Below are 15,346 nucleotides of genomic sequence, written 5' to 3'. Positions count from 1 at the left end.
ACGTCTCCTCAGCTCTGAGCGTGTCGTCGTTCGAGGTCGACCTGCAGCCGCGCCAGGAAGGCGAGCAGGGGGTGCACGCCGATCTCACGGAGGGTGTCCTCGTCGAGGGCGACGAGGGCGTCGCGCTGGGGCGCGGGTAGGTCGAAGCCGTCCGCGTACCCGTCCGCGTCCTCGAGGAACGCGGCGCGGACGTCGGCCCGCATGCGCAGCCCGTAGAGCGCCTCGGTCAGCGGCAGCAGGTCGGCACGGATCGGCGGGTAATGCAGATCGGTCGGGGGTTGCTCGTCAGGGGAGGTCCAGCCCAGGACGGCGTACGTGTGGTGCCAGGACGGTTCGAAGGCGGTGAGGTCGGGGCGCCGTTCACCCAGCGCCCCCGCCAGGATCTGCCACGATCGGACCTCGACGTTGCCGGTGTGGTCCATCCGTTCCTGGTCGAAGGCGAGCAGCTGCCTGAGGTTGCCGGCCGCGAGCTGGTCGAACAGGCTCCGGTCGGTGTCGACGTCGGGCTGGCTGTAGCGGGGCGTTCCCGGGAAGTGGGACAGCCCGCCACTGGCGATGATGACGCCGGTGGTGGCGGTGGCGAGTAGGGCGCGGTGCAGGGCCTGACCGAAGGCGTAGCAGCGCTCTGCCCGGGGTTGCGGAGCGACGTAGGTGTTGACGTAGACCGGCAGCAGCAACGTGTCGGCGTCGAAGCCGCAGAACGTCAGGGGGATGCCGAACTCGTAGCCGATCGAGGCGTTGAGCGTGAACGCGGGATCGAACCTTTGGTCCTGCAGCTCACGCACGACCGCCGCACCAAGGTCGCTCGCGACGGGCCAGGCGAAGTCACGTCCGGCGAACGATCCCGTCACCTGCGGTCCCACGTGGACGGTGAACGAGGGCACCGCGGACAGCGCGAAGTTCTCGAGGTGGTCGTTGGCGACGATGACCACAACGTCCGGCGCGAGGTCGCGCAGGCCCGCCCCGATGCGGCCCATCACCTCCTCGACCCGCGCCACCTGGTCGTGGTCCTCCGTGTCGGGGAGGGTGAAGAACTGCGGGGCGTGCGGTACCGCCGCGCCGCCCACGATGCCGCCTCGCTGCGCTGTCACCGCGCCACCTCCTGGTCGAGTTCGGCCATGGCCCGCTGCACGGCGTCGACGATGCCGACGTACCCAGTGCAGCGGCAGATGTTGCCCGCGAGCTCCTCGCGGATGTCCTGGCGTGATGCACCGGGGCGGCGCCGCACGATGTCGCAGCACGACACCAGCATCCCGGGTGTGCAGAAGCCGCACTGCAGACCGTGCTCGGCGGAGAACGCGTCGCGCAGCGCATCGATCACCGGGCCGTCGAGTCCCTCGACGGTGGTGACCTCGCCACCGTCGACGGACGCGGCGAGGGTGATGCACGCACGCGTCGGGGCGCCATCGACGAGCACGGTGCAGGCCCCGCAGACCCCGTGCTCGCACCCGAGGTGGGTGCCGGTCAGGTCGAGGTGGTCGCGCACGAGGTCGGCCAGGGTCGTGCGCGCGGCGACGGTGATCTGGTGGACGGTCCCGTTCACCTGCAGGTCGATGGTCACGGTGTTCAAGCGGCAGCTCCCATGGCGTCGTCGACGGCCCGGCACGCGGTCACAGCGTGCAGGTGGCGTTCGTAACGCTGTTCACGGTCGTCCGGTGGACCGAGGACATCGAGCACGGCTGCGTACAGCGCGCCCCGCGTGTCCTCGTCCCAGGCGGCCCCCACCAACGCGTCCCCGGCGGCGTCGACGTGGAGGGGCACCTCGGCCGCCGCCCCGAGCCACAGCCGCGCGCCCCGAACGCCCCCATCGGGATCGACGTCCACGAGCACAACCGCGAGCGCATCCGCGAACTCGCCGAACTTGCGCGCCTGCTTGCGGAACCCCCAGCGCGTACCCGGCTCGAGCCGCGGGATGTCGACGCCGATCACGAGCTCGTCGGCCTCGAGGGTCGTGACGAAGTAGCCCGCGTACAGCTCCCTCACGGGCACCGACCGGCGGCCTCTGGCGGAACGCACCTCGACGCTGGCGCCGAGCGCCGCCATCACCACGGGCCACTCCGCCGACGGGTCGGCGTGCACGAGGCTGCCGGCGAGCGTGCCGCGCGTGCGGATGGCGCGGTAGCCGATGCCGCGGGCGACGCGACCCAGCAGGCCGTCGGTCGGGTCCGGGATGGCGCGGTCCTCGATGGTGGCGTGCGTGGTCGTCGCACCGAGACGGACGGGGCCGCCGTCATCACTGCTCGCGCGTAGCGATGCCACGGCGCCCACGTCGATGAGTACCTCGGGGTAGGTCAGGCGCAGGTTCAGCAACGGGACGAGACTCTGTCCGCCACCGAGGATCTTCGCCGCGTCCCCGTGCTCGGCGAGCGCCGCCACGGCCTCGTCCTCGCTGTCGGGGCGTAGGTACTCGAACGGTGGCGGCTTCACCCACGGCCCTCCACGGTCTCGGACGCTTCGGCCGCGTCCTGGATGGCCAGCCAGACGGAGGCCGGCGTGATGGGTGTCCACCCGATCGACACACCGAGTGGGCGCAGTGCGTCGGTGACGGCGTTGGCGATCGCGGCGGGGGGCGCGATCGCCCCGCCCTCGCCCATGCCCTTCATGCCGAGGACGGTGAAAGGCGACAGCGTCTCGCGGTGCTCGATGCGGATGTCAGGCACCTCGGTGCTGCCCGGCAGCAGGTAGTCCATGAACGTCGTGCAGCGCGGTTGCCCCTCGGGGTCGTAGCGCGACTCCTCGTACAGCGCCTGGCCGATGCCCTGAGCGACGCCTCCGTGGACCTGCCCGTCGACGATCATCGGGTTGACGACCTTGCCGCAGTCCTCGACGACGAGGTAGTCGAGGATGCGGATGTCGCCGGTCTCGGTGTCGACCTCCACCTTGGCGACGTGGGTGGAGCTGGAGAAGGTGCCGGTGCCGACCTCGGGGCGGTAGCGGTAGGTCACCTCGAGGCCGGGCTCGATCTCGGGCGGGATGCGGCCGACGTGTAGGTACGCGGCGTCGGCGATCTCGGCGAGGGTCACGGCGCCATCGGGGCCGGTGACCTGGCCATCGGCGAAGCGGACGTCGGTGGGGTCGCACCCGAGCAGCGCCGCCCCGATCGTGGCGATCTTGCTCGCGAGCTGTTCGCACGCCCGGTAGGTGGCGCCGCCCGCCATGACCATCGAGCGGGACGCGAACGTGCCCATGCCGTAGGGCGAGACGGCCGTGTCGCCGTGGCGGACGGTGACCTGCTGGGGTGGGATCCCGAGCACCTCGTTGGCCACCTGCGCCAGCGTGGTCTCGAGGCCCTGGCCGTGGGACTGGATGCCCACGTCGACCGTGAGGCTGCCGCTGGGGTCGAGCGCGACGCGTGCTGCCTCGAAGCCGAACACGACCGGCAGCCCGCGCTTGTCCCACTCCTCGACGCCGTGGGCGGTCTGCTCCGTGTAGGACGCGTAGCCCAGGCCGATGCGGCGCGTGGTGACGGCCGCGCTGCGCTGCTCCTCGCGCACACGGTCGTGATCGATGGCGGCAGCCGCGGCGGTGACCATGCCGGGGTAGTCGCCGCTGTCGTAGATCATCCCGGTGACCGACTCGTACGGGAACCGGTCGGGGGGGACGACGTTGCGCAGACGGACGTCGCGGGGCTCGAGCCCGAGCTCGTGGGCGACCTCGTCGATGGTGCGCTCGATCGCGAAGCACGCGCCCGGCCGGGCGACGCCCCGGTACGGCCCGAGGGGGGTGGTGTTGGTCGCGACCGTGGTGGCGCTGAAGCGGTAGTTGCGCAGCTGGTAGGGCCCGGGGATGATCCCCGACGCCATGCCAGCCTCCATCGCGGCGGTCCATGGCCACACCGAGTACGCACCGGCGTTCACGGTGATCGCCGCCTCGAGCCCCAGCAGCGTGCCGTCGGCGGCCGCGTGTGCCGTGATGACGTAGTGGTGGTCGCGTGCCTGCGCGCTGCCGACCAGGTGCTCCCAGCGGTCCTCGATCCAGCGAACGGGGTGACCCAGCCGCAACGCCAACGCGCCCAGCGCGACCTCCTCGGGGTAGACGTTGTTCTTGATCCCGAAGCCGCCGCCGACGTCGGGCGCGATCACGCGCAGACGACGTTCCTCGATCCCGAGCAACTCGGCGAGCTTGGTGCGCAGCACGTGAGGCCACTGGGTCGAGCTGTACACCACGAGCTGGTCGGCACGCGTGTCGTGGTAGGCGACCACGCCCCGGCACTCCAGCGGCACCCCCGACATGCGTCCCATCGAGTACTCGCGCGTGATCGTCACGTGCGCGTCACGACGTGCCGACTCGATGTCCCCGAGGTCGACCTCGTACGCGATGAAGCGGTTGTCGGGCCAGTCCTCGTGCAGTCGCGGGGCGCCGTCGGCCAGGGCGGTGCGCCAGTCGACGACCGCGGGGAGCTCCTCGAGGTCGACGAAGACCTGCTCGGCGAGATCCTCGGCGGCGGCACGGTCGTCGGCGATGGCGAGGGCGACGGTCTCGCCGACGAACCGGACCTTGTCGCCCGACAGGATCGGGTACTCCGACGGCCGGAACCCGGGTCGGCCCGAGACCGCGACGATGGGCGAGGTGAGCCCTCGCAGGTCGGCAGCGGTCCAGATGCTGCCGACGGGGGCCCCGGGGGGCGGGTCGATGCCACGGATGCGACCGTGGGCGATGGGGCTGCGCACGAACGCGACGTCGCGCATGCGGGGCAGCTTGATGTCCGCGACGAACTCGCCTTCACCGCGCAGGTGGCGGCGGTCCTCGTTGCGGCGCACGCGGGCACCGACGCCGCCAGCTGCTGCCTCACCCGTCACGGTCGCCCTCGTCGGTCACTGGATCGATCGCTCGGATACGTCCTACCAATCTGGTGGTCCGCTCGTCAAGGCGACGCGGGCAGGGCCGCGGCCACGTCGTCGAGGTGGCGGGCCATCGCGTCGTGCGCCGCGTCCGGGTCACGCGCCACGATCGCGCCGAACACCGCGTGGTGCCCACGCGTGATGCGTTGCGGGGCGGGGTCGTAGCTCGACGGGGCCAGCTGCGCGCGGAAGCGCGTCAGCACGTCGAGTAGGGCCCGTTGGACGCCGATCACGAGCGGGTTCCCGCTCGCGACCGCGATCGCGAGGTGGAAGTCGGTGTCGGCGGCGAGGCCGGGCGGGGCGTCGGCATCCTCCGCGAGGGCGCGGTCGAACGTGCGCAGGCTGCTCTCCAGCCGTTCCCGGCCCTCCTCGTCGAGGTTACGGGCCGCGAGCGCGGCCGAACCCGGCTCCAGGATGCGTCGGAAGGCCAACACCTCCTCCAGCGCCGCGTCCGCACCGGACAGGCCCAGCGCGAGCCGGAACGGCGCCATGAGCGCGGTCGCGGTGGGCTCGCGGACGTAGGTGCCGTCGCCCTGGCGGCTCTCGACGATCCCGAGCAGCTCGAGCACCCGCAGCGCTTCACGAACCGAGTTGCGGCCGACCTCGAAGCGCTCGGCGAGCGCGCGCTCGGGAGGCAGCCGTTGCCCCGGCTCGAGGTTGCCGTCCGCGACGAGCGTCAGGAACTGGTCCACGACCAGGGCCGACAGTCGGGCGGAGCTGCGACCCGGCACGCCGGCGTCCGTCGCTGCGCTCACGTCCACCCCGACTAATCGAGCCGAATGGTAGGATGTCTACGGCCAGCGTACCCGCCGCGGCACGCTGGCGCACGACAGGAGGGGAGCACGTGGCAGACCCCATGCGTCTGGTCGTGGGCATGGCGGGGTCGAGCGCCCCCCACTTCGGCGCGACCCTGCTGCGCGTGCTGCGCGACATCGACGTGGTGCAGACCCACCTCGTGCTGTCCAACGGCGCGCGCGCCAGCATCGAGCTGGAGATGGGGATCGACCCCGCCGAGATCGAGGCGCTCGGCGACGTCGTGTACGACCCCCGCGATCTCGGAGCAGCGATCTCGTCGGGCTCGTTCCTGACCGCTGGCATGGTCGTCATCCCGTGTTCGATGCGAACGCTCGCGGCGGTGGCGAACGGCAACACCGCGAACCTGCTCACGCGTGCAGCCGATGTGACGCTGAAGGAGCGTCGCCGCCTCGTGCTCGTCACGAGAGAGACGCCGTTGAACCTGATCCACATCCGCAACATGGAGACGGTCACCCTGGCGGGCGGGACCATCCTGCCTCCGGTCCCGGGTTTCTACCACCGCCCCGAGACCATCGAGGATCTGCTGTTGCACACCTGCGGGAAGGTGCTCGACCAGTTCGCGATCAGCCACGAGCTGTTCCAGCGGTGGAGCGGCGCGTGATCGTGCCCGAGGCCGTGGCGGAGCTCGTCCGCGGCCAGCCTCAGGTCGGCGGCGACGAGCAGGTCTTCCCCCTGCTCACGGTCGACGCCGCGGGGTTCCCGCACGTGGCGCTGCTGTCCCGCGCGGAGCTCGATGTCGACGGCGCGGGAGCGCGGCTGCTCGCGGCTGTCGCCGCCGTGACGACGGGGCGCAACCTGCGTCGCGATCGACGTGCCGGACTGATCGCGGTGGAGGGCACGACCGCGCACGAGCTGAAGCTCGAGGTGGTGGAGCTGCTCGAGCACGACGGGATGCTGGGTCTGGCGTTCGCGATCGTCGAGCACGAGGCCGACAGCTTGGGGATACCGCTGCGGCCGATGCGCTTCCCGGCGACCGATCACGTCGCGGTGCTCGAGCGGTGGGATCGCAGCGCCGCGCTGCTGGCACGGCTCGGGGCCTCGACCGCCGACTGAGGGTCACGACCACTCAGCTAGAGCAGCCCCAGAACGACTGTTCGGCGAGCACATCCCCCATCGTGGACGGACAGCTGCCGAGAACATCACCAACTTGGGGGATGTTCAGAGGAGAGTTCGAGCAGAGACTTCTCTCGTGAGGCTCAAGAGTTCTCTGCAATGAGGGGGCCAGTCATGAGACCCATAGCCCGCCCGCTCCTGGCGGTTCTGATGCTCGTTGCCGCGCTCGGCTGGGGCAGCGCAGCCGCTGCGCCCGGGAACGGGCAGCACCCGGCCGCACCACGGCAAGGATTGCCGGCGCTGCTCGCCGCGGCCGGGGAGTCTCAGGAACCCGTGCGCGCGATCCTGCGGTTCCAGGCGATCCCCACCGCGGATGACGTCGCCGCGCTGAGCGCGGTCGGCGTCGCAGCTCAGCCCATGAAGCAACTGCCGCTGGCGATCGCCGAGGGCACCGTCCCGGACTACGTGCGAGCCGTCGCACAGGGGCTGGTCGAGGACGTGTACCCGGACAGGACCCACGCGCTCCAGTCGGCCGATTCCGTCGGCGCGATGGGAGGGTTCGCCGCCCACGACCTCGGCTTCACCGGTGAGGGGATCGGTGTCGCCGTTGTGGACACCGGTGTCGACGGCGCCCACCCGGATCTCGACGACCGGGTCGTGCGCAACGTCAAGGTCGTCTCGCCGGCACCGGCGACGGAGGAGCCTGCGTTCCTGGTGGCGGTTGACGCGCTGCCCCACGACACGACCGACAGTAACGGGCACGGGACGGGTGTTGCCGGCACCGCCGTCGCCGACGGGTCGGCCCACCCGGAGCTTCTCGGCGTGGCTCCCGGCGCGGATCTCGTCTCGTACGGGCTCGGGAGTGCGGTCGTGTTCGTGTTCAGCAGCGAGATCATCGTGGCGTACGACGACATCCTGGCCACGCATGAGCAGTACAACATCCGGGTCGTGAACAACTCCTTCGGCAGGATCGGGTACGGGTTCGACCCTGGTTCGCCCTTCACCATCGCCCACCGCGCCCTGCACGATGCAGGGGTTGCCGTGGTCTTCGCCGCCGGCAACTTCGGCGCTGAGATGACCCTCTCAACGCACGCCCTCTCCCCGTGGGCCATCGCGGTCGGCGCGACAAGCAACCTCCCTGCCCGGGCCGACTTCTCGTCTCTTGGCCTGCCGTACGACAACAGCACCGCCTCCGGACCAGACGCCGACGGCCACTACCACTTCGAGGGCGACCGGCTCGGTCTGTGGCATCCGGACGTCATGGCGCCGGGGGACCGCGTCGTCATGCCCAGCACCCCGCCAGGCAACCAGCCCCTGGGTCCTGCACCAGAGGACCCGCTCGTCAGCGGGCGGACCAGCGGCACCTCGTTCTCAGCACCGCACGTCACCGGGCTGGTCGCCGTGCTGCTCGAGGCCAGGCCGGAGCTGACGCCTGAGCAGGTGGCGCAGGTCCTGCAGGTCACCGCCCGTCCGCTGGGTGACGGTTCCGCCTTCTGGCAGTCGGGCTATGGCATGGCGGATGCCGCCGCAGCGATCGACCTCGTCACCTCACCGACGTTCTCGACCACCCGGTTGGCACAGCTCCAGGCACGGGCCGACCGGCGAGTGCTGGCGGCGCGCGACCATCGGGTCCTCGTTTCGGACCACTGGGATCTGAACGGCGCCAACGCCGGTGAGCGAACCTTGACGTTCACGGTCGACGAACGCACCGAAGCGATCCACGCCAGCATCGCCTACCCCATCGACATCGACGAAGAATGGCAGCTGCGACTGCTTGACGCCGACGGGCGTGAGGTCGGCGTCACCCAGCCGACGACCAGCACTGACCCGTTCATCGCCGCCGCGAGCGTCCACATCGACTTCGACGAGGTGCCCGGAGGGGTGCGGCCAGGGACGTGGACCGCGGAGACGATCGGATCCGCGGTCGGTCTCGCCGCGATCGCGCAGCTCCAGCACCAGGAGCCGCGACCGCTCGAGGAGGTCGGATTCGAGGGCGAGGAGACCCTCAGCTTCTCGATGACGGGCGGACCCACTGGCGGCCTGGTGTCGCCCGAGGGTTGCGACCACCAGGCGCTCGAGTTCGATGGTGACCTGTCCCTCGAGGGTCCGGATGCGACCTGCCACAGTGGCGGGTTCGTCGAGGACGCACTCTTCCTCGGTGGTCGCGCCGAGCTCGTCTCGGAGCCGCTGCCTGCCACGAGCTTCGGCGGCCCAGCACAGCTGCGGCTCCACGTCGTCGACGAACCGCGACCCCTGTCGTCGCCGGTGCCGGCCCTCGGCCGCTGGCTCTACCTTGATCTCGACGCGGTCGATGAGGACGGTCGCGTCGTTGCGGCGATCGCCGCCGAACAGATCGTCTTCGAGGTGGGCCCGACGCCATCACTGGTCACCTTCGACCTCGATGTGATGCCTGTTCAGGTACCGACCGGCAGTCGGCTTCGGGCCCGGCTGCTGCTCGGGAACCTCCCCGGCGTCCCAGCGATATCGATGCGGCTGCTGTGGGGCGGCGACTTCTCGGCTAGCGGCCTGGACCTCTCGACCGGCTCCTTCGGCACCGCCCCGGGCACGGCGAGGTAGGTGAACGGAGGCCGCCCCGAAGGGCGGCCGTAGTGGACCGGATCGGCTGCTATTCGGGAGTTCAGGACCTCGCTTCGGCGTCGGCTCCACGACGCGCCGCTTCGGTGGCCAACTCCACTCGAGAGGAGATCACAAGCTTCTCGAAGATGTGCTTCAGGTGGCTGTGCACCGTGTGCCTGGACACGAACAGCCTCTCCGCGATCTGGGGGTTGGTGAGGCCTTCCGCGGCAAGCCAGGCCACTTTCCGCTCGGTCTCCGTCAAGGCCTCCCAGCCCACGCGCTGTCTGCCGCGTCGCCCTCGTTTGCCGGGCCGTAACCCGAGGGATCGCATCGTCGCAAGCGTCTGTGCCGTCAGCCGCGACGCCTCCAGTTGGTCGAACGTGTCCAGCGCTTCGCGGAACAACGTTCCAGCTTCGTCCTTCCGGTTGTGGCGCATGAGGCACTCGCCAGCCGCTTCGGCTGCGAGCGCAGTGACCCAGAGGTTGACCTCGCGGAGGGTCGCGGTCGCGTCAAGGAGAACGTCGGGATCGTCGTCGACCAAACCTCGGGCGAAGAGGATGCAGCCCCTGCTCTCGGGATCCTCGGGAGATCCGTGGCGCTCCTCGAGGTCGGCAACCCAAGTCGTCGCAAGACGACGGTCGAGGGCAAGGCCCAGAGGGAAGACCGGGAGGAGGCTTATGGTCGCCAACCTCGGGAGTTCGCGAAGAGAAGCCCGAACGCTCTCGGGATCGCCTCCGGCGTCGGTTAGGGCGATCCTCAGGGATTCGGACTCTCCCCACTGCGGTCCGTGATCCTCCGCGATGCCTTCCATCTCTTCGAGGTAGCGCTCGGCCTCGTCTAGGTCGTTCCGAAACAGCGCAATCCAGCCCAATGCAAGCAGAGAGACCATGAGACCCACTCTGGTACCGACCTCCTCCGAAGTCGCGAGGCAGGCTTCTGCTTCCGCGATGGACTCGCTCCACCGCCCGAACTTGTAATAGATGGTCGCCAACACACCGTGGTAGAGAGGCACGTCCCAGCGGCTGCCCAGGCGTTCGCCCAGCCGCCGCCCCTCTTGCAAAACCCGCTCGGCTTCGTCCACCCGTCCGTGGTCGTGGAGGGCCAGCCCGAGTATCAGGTGTGGATGTATGAGCAAGAGATCGGGATCGCGATCGCGTTCGACGATGGCGACCGCGCGTTGGGCCAGCTCGAGCTCTTCTTGGATGCGGTCCTGGAAGCCGCGAATCGGGGCGAGGGCCATGAGGGCGAAAACGGTCAGACGGACATTCTTGGCTCGTTCGCCGATCTGCAGCGCCTCTTCGGCCTCTTCCGCCTCTCGCTCGAACGCTTCCGGGGAGTCACCCTCGATCGTACGGCGAACGAATGCGCCGGCGATCGAGCGGTGCGCGAGCAGCATGGCTCGCTCCTCGTCGGTGGAGACGCCACCGGCCAGCCAGGTGTTGGTGCGTTCGAGGAGCTCTGTCCAACGCGCCTGTGCCCACAGCGCACGGGTCAGAGAGAGCCGCACGCGTCGCGCAAGCTCACCTTCCGGAAGGCGATCCAACAGGTCGGACGCGAGCTTCTCTCCATCGCGGACGTGGCCGGCCCAGATAAGAGCATGTGCCAGCTCTACCTCCGTGCTTTCACGTTCCTCATGTGACGGTGGCATGAGGTCCGAGGCGCGTTCGAGGAGGTCGAGCCTGGTGGTAGGAGGTGCGTGTTCCGCCGCTCGGATCAGCGCGTGGATCGCCTGCTCGTCTCCCTCTGTGGCTCCAAGTGTGTAGTGCTGTGCAACCTGATCGGGTAGAGCCCCAAGGGCATCCAGCGCGCGCGCGGCTTCGAGGTGAAGGGCCCGGCGAAGGCCCGCGGGAAGTTCTTGATACAGGGCCTCACGGATCAGCTCATGACGGAAGCGCAGAGACGGCTCCTCCTCCCGGACGACGCCTGCACGAAGCGCTTCGTCGAACGGACCCAGGAGGTCTGTCACCGGTCTCCCGGCGAGCGCCGCGACGTGGGCCGGCGAGAACGTCGTTCCCAGGACGGCAGCCAACCGCAGCAGCGCGAGTGCCTCTTCAGACAGGAAGCTGATGCGACGGAGGATCGTGAGCCGGAGGTCCGGCGGAAGAACCAACCTCGATACTTCCGCTCGACCGCCCGCGACTTCGATCGCCCCTTCCCTTCCTATCGCGTCGACCAACTCGCGTACGAATAGTGGGTTGCCGGCGGCGCTTGCGACGCTCTCCAAGAGGTTCTGGCCGGGCTCCGTGCCGAGGGCCTCAGCGACCAGCTGTGTGACCGCCTCATCGTTCAACGGGCCCAGGGGTATCCGCAGTCCGCCCTCAGCAAGGGAGACCTCGAGGAAGGACGCCAGCTCCGGGGTACGGGGCATCGGTCGGTAGGTGCCGGCGATCACCACGGGGAGGTACGTCAGCCGCTTCGAGAGGGATCGGAGCGTGGAGATCGTCGCCGAGTCGGCCCAGTGGAGATCCTCCACGGCAAGGGCGACCGGACCCCCCACAGCCAGCTCCTCTACGAAGTCGCCGAAGGCGTCAACGATTCGGAATCGAGTGCTCGCGGGCCCAGAGGAGGGGTTCTCGGCGAGCATCGACGCGATCTCCCGCCGACGGGGATCGTCGGCATCCCTTGTGCACCCGAGCGCGTCGACGAGCGGGCCGTAGGCGCGCCCTCGCTCGAGCTCCTCGCAACGGCCTTCGAACACGCCGAAACCGATGGAGCGCGCCTCGTCCAACGCCTCGGAAAGCAGAGTCGTCTTGCCGATCCCCGCCTCGCCTTCGATAATGAGGATCTGAAGACGACCGGGCGCCGATCGCCGGAAGCATGCGCGGAGCGCTTCGAGCTCGGCATCCCGGCCGAAGAGGGCTGAGCTCCACACCGTGGGCGCCATCGGAGCTATTCAAGCCCTCACAACGGGCGGCGTCTAGGTGCCGCGTTCTGGATCGGGGCTCGTCCCTTGAGACTCTCCGAGGCTCTCGGACAAGGCTTTCAGCAGCCCCAGCCAGCCCCAGAACGACTGTTCGGCGATCGGTTGTGCCTCGGGTTCATCTCCCGCCAATCGTCTGAGCTCTCCTGCTGGAGGAGTGAGCGACTTGAGATCGATGAGTATCCGCACATCCCCATGGTGGACGGACAGCTCCCGAAAACATCACCAACCTGGGGGATGTTTAGAGGAGAGTTCGAGCAGAGACTTCTGTCGTGAGGCTTCAAGAGTTCTCTGCCAAGGGGAGGCCAGCCATGAGACCCATAGCCCGCCCGCTCGTCGCGGTGGCCAGTGTGCTCGGGCTGCTCACGGCGGTTCCGGCTCCCTCGGCGGCCCGTGCGGCGGAGCCGGCCTCCGGAGCAGTCGGACCGCATGACCCCAGGCTCACCTGGGAGGGGCGGTCCTTCACCGTCGGAACCACCTTCTCCCCCGAGTACTGTCCGCCCGAGCGCGACCCCGCCGGCGTACTGTGCGACCACTTCGTCATCGCGGCCGACGTGGAGCCGCGCTACTGGCGATCCCACGACGGAGGCATGCGGATAACGATCGCGTGGGACGACCCCGAGGACGAGTTCAACCTTCACGTCTTCCAAGCCGGCAAGCTGGTGGGGACCTCCGCAGTGCAGGGTGCCGGCATGGAGCAACTCGTCGTGCGGGAGGCCTCCGGCCCGTACGAGGTGCGGGTGACGCCGGTCAAGGTATCGGACTCCGGCTACCGAGGAACCGCCGAGTTCCTCTCCCACCCCCAGCGCACGCCCAGCTCACCCAACCAGGCCTACCACGGGGTTCGGATCACGGGTGAGAACCCCAGCGCCGAACCACAGAGCGCACCCGCCCCGCATCGCGGGCCCCCGCTGGTGCTGCAAGCGGTCGACGTGGGGCGGAACGCGGGGGAGCCGACGATCGGGGTCGATCCCACCGGGGCTGCCTTCTATGCGGCCGCGGCGTGGGACTGCATGCTTCCAGCACCGAATGCCGGCTCCCTGACCTCCTGCCCCAGGAACCGGCTCCTTCGCTCGACCGATGGAGGGCTGACGTGGGAGGACGTCTCACCCGGGTTGCCGCCCGTGACCGGCGACCGCCACCCCGTCACCCTGGACCCCTTCGTCTATGTCGACGATGACACGGGCCGGGTGTTCATGCTCGACCTCGTTGATCTGGTCCCGGGGACGGGGGCGGAGCTTTCCTTCACCGACGATCAAGGGAGCACCTACGAGACGACGATCGCGGCCGCCCCGTGGATCAATGACCGGCCTTCGCTGACCTCGGGGCCGGTCCCGGAGGGAACCCCTCTGCAGCCCACCGACCCGAGCTTCGATGAAGTCGTCTACTACTGCGTCAACCAGGTCACCGACCAGGAGTGCATGCGAAGCCTGGACGGCGGGCGAACCTTCCTCCCCACCACCCCGATGCCCGGTTTCGTGGGGTCCTGCGGCGGTGGCCTCCTCTTCCCGGGCGACGTGCAGACCGACGCCGAGGGCCGGGTGCTCCTTCCCCTGCTCTGCGCCGAGAGCTTCTTCGAGCCCTTCCGTGACCGTCCCGCCCTCGCCATCTCCGAAGACGCCGGCGCGAGGTGGGATCTAGTTGCGGTGAGCGAGGAGGTCGGGATGAACTACGAATCCTTCTCGCAAGTCAGCGCGGACTCGAAGGACAGCCTCTACTACGTCTGGATCGATGACAAGCACCGCCTCCCGTACCTGGCGACCTCCACGGATCACGGCCGGAGCTGGAGCGAGCCGTTGATGATCGCCCCGCCCGGAGTCCGCGAGGTGAACTTCCCGACCGTCGTGGCCGGCGATCGAGGGCGGATCGCGGTGACCTTCATGGGCACGACCGTCGGTGACGAGCACGACGAGACCCGGCCATGGAACTCCTATGTCCTCGTATCGACGAACGCGCTCGCCCCGGATCCGTTGCTCGTCTCGGCGATGGCGAACCCTCCGGGCGACCCTGTGCACCGCGGAGACTGCCAGCAGCTGCCGTGCGCGAACATCCGCGACTTCCTCGACATACAGCTCTCCCCCTCCGACGGTGCCGTCTGGGCCACCGCGGTAGACACCTGCACGGCAATCCTCTTCTGCGATCGCGAGTCGGTCGCCGGAGTGGATGAGGGCACGGGTGAGCTGGGCGCGGCCGTCGACAGCCGGGGGATCGCCATACGACAGCTCTCGGGTCCGCAGCTCGTGGCCCCTTGAACGGAATGGGCTCCTTAGACGCCGACGACCACCCGGGCGGTCCGGTCTGCGAGTGCCCGCAGCACGGCGTAGGGCGTGATCGCGCTCGTGCGGGGGTTCGTCGCCGATGGCCGGTTGCGGAACCGGAACTCGTACTCCCCGGCTGGTCCCTCGGCGCTGATGACGTGCTCGACGCGGTCGGCGGCCGGGTCGGCGGTGATCGCGACGTCGGTGTCGTCGAAGCCCAGTGTCGCGAGCGCCAACGTCGCGCCGATGTTGATCGATCGCGGGAACCTCGTGGCCGCCTCACGGGCGGAACCGGTGAAGACGGTCACGGGCTCGGTTCCGTCGTCGAGCTGCTCGAGCAGGCGGGCATCCATCCAGGGCTCGCGCAGTACGCGGGTCGGCTTGGTGGTGTGCAACTGCACCGTCTCGAGCGCCCCGAGGAGGTGCGCGGCACGCAGCGTGTCGAGGCCGCCGATGGCTCCGGTTGAGATCAGGACCCGTCCCGGCCCGGCTTCGATCAGGCGACGGTGCAGCTCGTCAGAGGCGAGCGCGCCCGTGCTCACGACCAGCAGCTCGACCCCAGCGGCGACGACCGCCGGACCGTGCGCGGCGAGGGCAGCGTGCCCCGCCGCCTCGACCACCAGGTCGCAGCGTCCGCACAGCTCCTCGACGTCGTCGACCAGCGCCGGGGTTGTGTCCGCGTCGGCCTGCCGCACCAGCACGCCCGCCAGGACGCAGTCGCGCACGCGCCCCGCCTCGAGCATCCGTGCCACCGCGCCGCCGATCGCGCCGTGCCCGATGAGCCCCACGCGGGTCGGTGATCGTGCGCTCACCGCTCGTCGCCTCCCGTGGGTGGGGGCGGGCGCTCGTGGCGGCCGAGACCCTTGACCCCAGGTTTCGTC

Annotated in this window: 11 protein-coding genes; 4 read left to right on the top strand and 7 right to left on the bottom strand. The window is 69.6% G+C overall.

The window, feature by feature from the left end:
- Nucleotides 1–8: 8 nt before the first annotated feature.
- From KY469_12430 to KY469_12410, 5 genes are all read right to left on the bottom strand, one after another.
- Entirely contained in the window at nt 9–1,091 is a 1,083-nt protein-coding gene (locus KY469_12430) for a hypothetical protein (GenBank protein MBW3663899.1), read from the bottom strand.
- Nucleotides 1,088–1,570 (bottom strand): (2Fe-2S)-binding protein, encoded by a 483-nt coding sequence (locus tag KY469_12425; protein MBW3663898.1) that lies wholly within the window; start codon nt 1,568–1,570, stop codon nt 1,088–1,090. The genes KY469_12430 and KY469_12425 overlap by 4 nt, the downstream gene beginning before the upstream one ends.
- Nucleotides 1,567–2,427, bottom strand: a complete 861-nt coding sequence (locus KY469_12420; protein MBW3663897.1) for an FAD binding domain-containing protein — start codon at nt 2,425–2,427, stop codon at nt 1,567–1,569. The genes KY469_12425 and KY469_12420 overlap by 4 nt, the downstream gene beginning before the upstream one ends.
- The gene (locus KY469_12415; GenBank protein MBW3663896.1) at nt 2,424–4,733 is read right to left on the bottom strand and encodes a xanthine dehydrogenase family protein molybdopterin-binding subunit; all 2,310 of its coding nucleotides are present in this window, start codon (nt 4,731–4,733) and stop codon (nt 2,424–2,426) included. The genes KY469_12420 and KY469_12415 overlap by 4 nt, the downstream gene beginning before the upstream one ends.
- 131 nt (nt 4,734–4,864) lie before the next feature.
- Nucleotides 4,865–5,596 (bottom strand): FadR family transcriptional regulator, encoded by a 732-nt coding sequence (locus KY469_12410; GenBank protein MBW3663895.1) that lies wholly within the window; start codon nt 5,594–5,596, stop codon nt 4,865–4,867.
- Between the two features lie 101 nt (nt 5,597–5,697).
- Here KY469_12410 and KY469_12405 point away from each other — a divergent pair, with 101 nt between their 5' ends.
- From KY469_12405 to KY469_12395, 3 genes are all read left to right on the top strand, one after another.
- Nucleotides 5,698–6,258: a UbiX family flavin prenyltransferase gene (locus KY469_12405; protein MBW3663894.1), complete on the top strand. Its 561-nt coding sequence runs from the start codon at nt 5,698–5,700 to the stop codon at nt 6,256–6,258.
- Entirely contained in the window at nt 6,243–6,710 is a 468-nt protein-coding gene (locus KY469_12400) for a hypothetical protein (GenBank protein ID MBW3663893.1), read from the top strand. The genes KY469_12405 and KY469_12400 overlap by 16 nt, the downstream gene beginning before the upstream one ends.
- A gap of 174 nt (nt 6,711–6,884) precedes the next feature.
- Nucleotides 6,885–9,287 (top strand): S8 family serine peptidase, encoded by a 2,403-nt coding sequence (locus tag KY469_12395; protein ID MBW3663892.1) that lies wholly within the window; start codon nt 6,885–6,887, stop codon nt 9,285–9,287.
- Between the two features lie 61 nt (nt 9,288–9,348).
- On the opposite strand, the gene KY469_12390 is transcribed toward KY469_12395, so the two are convergent.
- Nucleotides 9,349–12,171 (bottom strand): AAA family ATPase, encoded by a 2,823-nt coding sequence (locus tag KY469_12390; GenBank protein ID MBW3663891.1) that lies wholly within the window; start codon nt 12,169–12,171, stop codon nt 9,349–9,351.
- Nucleotides 12,172–12,518: 347 nt separating this feature from the next.
- Here KY469_12390 and KY469_12385 point away from each other — a divergent pair, with 347 nt between their 5' ends.
- A complete protein-coding gene (locus KY469_12385; GenBank protein MBW3663890.1) occupies nt 12,519–14,459 on the top strand; it encodes a glycoside hydrolase in 1,941 nt (646 codons plus the stop codon).
- Between the two features lie 14 nt (nt 14,460–14,473).
- On the opposite strand, the gene KY469_12380 is transcribed toward KY469_12385, so the two are convergent.
- Nucleotides 14,474–15,277: an aspartate dehydrogenase gene (locus KY469_12380; protein MBW3663889.1), complete on the bottom strand. Its 804-nt coding sequence runs from the start codon at nt 15,275–15,277 to the stop codon at nt 14,474–14,476.
- Nucleotides 15,278–15,346: the final 69 nt, after the last annotated feature.

It is taken from the genome of Actinomycetota bacterium (assembly GCA_019347575.1).
GTDB lineage: Bacteria > Actinomycetota > Nitriliruptoria > Nitriliruptorales > Nitriliruptoraceae > JAHWKY01.
This window is presented reverse-complemented; position numbering and strand designations above follow the sequence as displayed.